The sequence below is a fragment of the Mesorhizobium sp. M7D.F.Ca.US.004.03.1.1 genome (assembly GCF_003998635.1).
Lineage (GTDB): Bacteria > Pseudomonadota > Alphaproteobacteria > Rhizobiales > Rhizobiaceae > Mesorhizobium > Mesorhizobium loti.
This window is the reverse complement of record NZ_RZQG01000402.1, coordinates 1-5273: the sequence shown is the minus strand read 5'-3', so window position 1 is coordinate 5273 and position 5273 is coordinate 1. Positions and strand designations below refer to the sequence as shown.

Here is a 5273-nt window from a genome sequence, read left to right as displayed (position 1 = left end):
CTTCCAGACCGCCATCCTTGACGCCGATGACTTCGCAGGTGACGACCGCGTTCTTGCGCAGTTCGCCTGAAGTCGCCGCTTCGCCGACCGTATCCTTGGCCAGCTGCTTGATGCCGAGCGAGATGCGCTCCTTGTCGATGTCGACGTCGAGCACCTGCGCCTTGACCATGTCGCCGCGATTGTACTCTTCGATGACCTGCTCGCCCGGACGGGTCCAGTCGAGGTCGGAAAGGTGCACCATGCCGTCCACGTCGCCTTCGAGGCCGATGAACAGGCCGAACTCGGTCTTGTTCTTGACCTCGCCCTCGACCTGGCTGCCGACCGGATGGCTCGAGGCGAAAGCCTGCCACGGATTCTCGAGCGTCTGCTTGAGGCCGAGCGAGATGCGGCGCTTGGCCGGATCGACCTCGAGCACCACCACGTCGACTTCCTGGGTCGTCGACAGGATCTTGCCGGGATGCACGTTCTTCTTCGTCCACGACATTTCCGAAACGTGGATGAGACCCTCGATGCCCGGCTCCAGCTCGACGAACGCGCCGTAGTCGGTGATGTTGGTGACGGTACCCTTGATCTTCTTGCCGATCGGGAACTTGGTGCCGATCTCGGACCACGGATCGCTCTCGAGCTGCTTCATGCCGAGCGAGATGCGGTGGGTTTCCTGGTTGATGCGGATGATCTGCACCTTGACCGTCTGACCGATGTTGAGGATTTCGGTCGGATGGTTGACGCGGCGCCATGCCATGTCGGTGACATGCAGCAGGCCGTCGATGCCGCCGAGGTCGACGAACGCACCGTAATCGGTGATGTTCTTGACGACGCCTTCGACAACCTGGCCTTCTTCGAGGTTTTGCACGATTTCCGAACGCTGTTCGGCGCGGCTCTCCTCGAGCACGGTACGGCGCGACACCACGATGTTGCCGCGGCGGCGATCCATCTTGAGGATCTCGAAGGGCTGCGGGTTGTGCATCAGCGGGGAGACGTCGCGGATCGGGCGGATATCGACCTGGCTGCGCGGCAGGAAGGCCACGGCGCCGTCGAGGTCGACGGTGAAGCCGCCCTTGACCTGGTTGAAGATGACGCCTTCGACGCGCTCACCCTTGGTGAACTTCTCTTCGAGACGGACCCAGCTCTCTTCACGGCGGGCCTTCTCGCGGCTGAGCATCGCTTCGCCAAGCGCGTTCTCGATGCGCTCGACATAGACTTCGACGGTGTCACCAACCTTGAGGGTGGTGTCCTTGCCCTTGACGCCGAATTCCTTCAGCGGCACGCGGCCTTCGACCTTGAGGCCGACGTCGATGATGGCCATGTCCTTTTCAATGGCGGTGATGATGCCCTTGACGACTTGGCCTTCGCCAGAGTGACCGGCGGTAAAAGATTCTTCGAGCAGGCTCGCGAAATCATCGCGAGTGGGATTTGCAGCTGACATTGTTTCTCCTGGAGTGCCCCGCATCTAGAAGCGGGACGGGCGCCGTGGGTTAGCGTTGCGTTGGCCTGCCGGCGTTCCGGGCTACAAAAGCCCTGGGCCGCTCTTTAAGCGGCAATTCCGGCGCATGAAGAATGCTGGCAGGCTGGTTCGTGCCCGATATGGGTATTTTCTTCGCCTCCGACAACGGAAACACGAGGAAAAACCCGGATCAGGCCTTGTCTCTCTTGGCCAGCACGTCGTCGATGATCGCCATGGCTGCAAGAAACGCGGCTTCTATAGCCATTTCGCTGGTATCAAGCAAGTGCGCGTCGGCGGCCGGCTTCAAAGGTGAGTCCGCACGGCCCATGTCACGCTCGTCGCGGCGCACGATATCGGCAAGGATCTCGGCGAAATTGGCGCTGCCGCCGATGCTTTCGATCTCGGCCAGCCGCCGTCGTGCCCGCACCTCGGCGCTCGCTGTCACATAGAGTTTTATGTCGGCGTCGGGGCAGACGACGGTGCCGATGTCGCGCCCATCGAGCACCGCACCGGGCGGCGTTTTGGCAAAATCGCGCTGTTTTTCGACGAGGATGCGCCGCACTGTCGGATACACGGCGACCTTCGAGGCAGCCTCGCCGACCGCATGCGCCGACAAGACCGCCCGGTCGAGCTTTGCCAGATTGACCTGGCGGGCAGCGGTCTCGGCGGCCGAGACATTGTCGAGCGGCAGCGCGTGCTGGATCAGCGCATAGGCCACGGCACGATAAGTGAGACCGGTGTCGAGCAGGTTCAGCCGGTAATGGTCGGCAAGCCGGCGGGCGAGGGTGCCCTTGCCGGCGCCTGCCGGGCCGTCGATGGCGATGGTGAAGACGTGTGTCATGTGCAGGCCACCGGCCCCCGCGCCGTCGCTTCGCTCCAGGATGACGAAGCGAGAGATGATAGGCGCCACTTTCCCAGGGCTGCGATTGCCACGACTGTCACCCGATCTCAGCGCCCAGCCCCGTCATCAGGCCCATGAATTCCGGAAAGCTCGTTGCGATCATCGCCTGATCGTCGATGGTAACAGGCTTTTCCGTCGCCAGCCCCATGACCAGAAAGCTCATGGCGATGCGGTGGTCGAGATGGGTCTGCACGGTCGTGTCCTGGCCGTTGGGATGACCGCCAAGTCCCTTGCCGCCCGGTTTGCCGCGCACGGCAAGCGACGCCTCGCCCTCGGTGCAGTCGACGCCGTTGAGCTTCAGCCCGTTGGCGACGGCCGATAGCCGGTCGGACTCTTTCACGCGCAGTTCTTCCAGCCCCTGCATCAGCGTCTCGCCCTCGGCGAAGCTGGCTGCGACGGCGAGCACCGGGTACTCATCGATCATCGACGGCGCCCGTTCGGGCGGCACGGTGACGCCCTTCAGCTCGGAGTAACGCACGCGCAGATCGGCGACATCCTCGCCGCCGGCATTGCGCGCGTTGAGGATGTCGATCTTGCCGCCCATTTCCTGCAGCGTCAAAAGCAGGCCGGTGCGGGTCGGGTTCATCAGCACGTTCTCGATGACAATGTCAGAACCCGGCACGATCAGTGCCGCCACCAGCGGGAAGCCGGCCGAGGAGGGGTCGCCCGGCACCGCGATCGTCTGGCCGGTCAGCTTGCCCTGTCCCTCGATGAAGATGTGGCGCACGCCGCGCTCGTCGGTCTCGACCGACAGGTTGGCGCCGAAGCCCTTCAGCATCTTTTCGGTGTGGTCGCGCGTCATGACAGGTTCGATGACGGTGGTGATGCCCGGCGTGTTCAGCCCGGCGAGCAGCACCGCCGATTTCACCTGTGCCGAGGCCATCGGCACACGATAGGTGATCGGGGCGGCATGCTTTGGTCCATGCAGCGTGATCGGCATGCGGTCGCCCGGCGTCGCCTTCAGCACCTGCACGCCCATCTGGCGCAAGGGTTCGAGCACGCGGCCCATCGGCCGGCCCGACAGCGAGGCGTCGCCGATGAACGTCGTTTCCATGTCATAGGTGCCGACGAGGCCCATGGTCAGCCGCGAGCCGGTACCGGCATTGCCGAAATCGAGCGGGCCTTCCGGTTGCAGCAGCGCGCCATTGCCGGTGCCGCGGATTACCCACTCGGCGCCGCGCTTCTCTATATGCGCGCCCATTGCCTCCATGGCCGCACCCGTGCGCATCACATCCTCGCCTTCGAGCAGGCCGGTGATGCGGGTCTCGCCGGAGGCGAGGCCGCCGAACATGAAGGAACGGTGCGAGATCGACTTGTCGCCCGGCACGCGAGCGGTGCCCGAAAGGGCTGGGGATCGGCGGGCGGTGGCCGGCTTGGGGGCGGCGGCGTGAGACATGGAATTTCCCTGGACGGAATGCCGGCAGGCCGGCGCTTTTCATTTGTTGCGGCGGTCTCGTATCACGGCGGGCCGAAATGGTCATCCCCATGGTCGTCACTTGACGCGAGGCCTTTCAATGCATGGTTTTGTGACGCCGGCTTTTCGCTTTGACAGCGCTGCAAACTGTGGTTAAGGGGACCACTCTTTTATTGACGAGGCTTGCCGTGGCAAAAACCGAACTTGGCACAAAACGCATCGACCCGGAGACGGGCCGAAAATTCTACGACCTGAACAAGGACCCGATCGTCTCGCCCTACACCGGCAAGACCTATCCGCGTTCCTATTTCGAGGAAGGCAAGATTGCCGCTCTCGAGGAGGAAGAGGAAGTGGCCGAGAAGGAAGTGGACGCCGAGGAGGAAGAGGGCGTTGAGGTCGTCTCGCTCGAAGAGGCGGACGAGGACGTCAAGGCCGATGATCTTCCCGATCTCGGCGATGACGAGGACGATGTCGACCTCGGCGACGACGAGGATGACACTTTCCTTGCCGACGAGGAGGAAGAAGACGACGACGTCGCCGACATGATCGGCGTTGGCGACGACGACGACGAGGTCTGATCGGCCTTGAAAGCGGGCGTTTGCGGGCTTTCGTGGCCTGTGAAGAAAAAGCGGCTCTCGAAGGCTTGATATTGACGAAGGGCGGGGTTAGAAGCCGCCTGCACTAACGGCGCGGTCTCCAACCCGCGCCGGATCTCTTCGCCGGAAACGGTGCCGGTTGACTGCCGGAAGTGGGGCCATAGCTCAGTTGGGAGAGCGCTTGAATGGCATTCAAGAGGTCGTCGGTTCGATCCCGATTGGCTCCACCAAACAGTCTTTCTGCAAAACTGGCTATCTTCTTGCTGAAATAACCGCGCCTCTTCAAAGGCTTGCCAGCGTCGCGTTACAACGCCTGACAGGGACTGCGCTTGTCTCGTGCCGTCAGATTTCAGCCCCAGATACCCAGGCCTTGGCCGGATCGGCGACGCTCTGATACAACTCGCGACAGCATCGAATGGGCAGCAATTGCACCCGGCAAAGGAATGGCATTGCCTGTTGAGCCGGAATTCCGCGACCATCGTTCGTCAGTCCAACTGGTGACAGCTGTCCGGCGGTTGGTTAGCGATGGCATCGTCGTCGAGGGCGGCGATCTCACTCCAGCCGATCGCGACCTGCTGCTCGAGGAAGAACTTTCGCTGGGCAATGTCGTGCCGGCGCGACGCCGCGAATTTCGCGCGGGACGCTTCTACGCCCGGCAGGCGTTGCAGGGCTTTGGCGCAGGCGGCATCGTCATCCCGATCGGGGACAATCGTGCACCAGTCTGGCCGACAGCTATTGTCGGTTCCATCTCTCATACTCGAAACCTGTGTGTCGTCGCCGTCGGATCATCCACCGAATTCCTCGGCGTCGGCATCGATATCGAGGAGGATTCTCCCCTTTCATGCGAACTGGCGCGATTGGTGTCCGACGCCGCCGAACTGGAGGGGCGGGAAGAGATCGAAGGGGGCCTGGGGTGCG

At 62.8% G+C, this 5273-nt stretch carries 4 protein-coding genes, 1 tRNA gene and 1 pseudogene; 3 read left to right on the top strand and 3 right to left on the bottom strand.

What is annotated here, in order from left to right:
* The 3 genes from rpsA to aroA form a co-directional block, all read right to left on the bottom strand.
* Window positions 1-1426 (bottom strand): 30S ribosomal protein S1 (rpsA, locus tag EN935_RS21075; RefSeq protein WP_127373577.1); only part of this gene is annotated, 1426 nt, incomplete at its 3' end.
* 208 nt (window positions 1427-1634) lie between these two features.
* Entirely contained in the window at window positions 1635-2285 is a 651-nt protein-coding gene (cmk, locus tag EN935_RS21070) for a (d)CMP kinase (RefSeq protein ID WP_127265480.1), read from the bottom strand.
* A 97-nt stretch (window positions 2286-2382) separates the two neighbouring features.
* Entirely contained in the window at window positions 2383-3741 is a 1359-nt protein-coding gene (gene aroA / locus EN935_RS21065) for a 3-phosphoshikimate 1-carboxyvinyltransferase (RefSeq protein ID WP_127373576.1), read from the bottom strand.
* Window positions 3742-3947: 206 nt separating this feature from the next.
* Between aroA and EN935_RS21060 the strand changes: the two genes are divergently transcribed.
* The 3 genes and pseudogenes from EN935_RS21060 to EN935_RS21050 all read left to right on the top strand — a co-directional run.
* Window positions 3948-4337: a TIGR02300 family protein gene (locus EN935_RS21060; protein WP_109665797.1), complete on the top strand. Its 390-nt coding sequence runs from the start codon at window positions 3948-3950 to the stop codon at window positions 4335-4337.
* A 172-nt stretch (window positions 4338-4509) separates the two neighbouring features.
* Window positions 4510-4585 (top strand) — tRNA-Ala (locus EN935_RS21055).
* Window positions 4586-4804: 219 nt separating this feature from the next.
* A pseudogene (locus EN935_RS21050) lies at window positions 4805-5273 on the top strand (hypothetical protein); the annotation flags it as partial.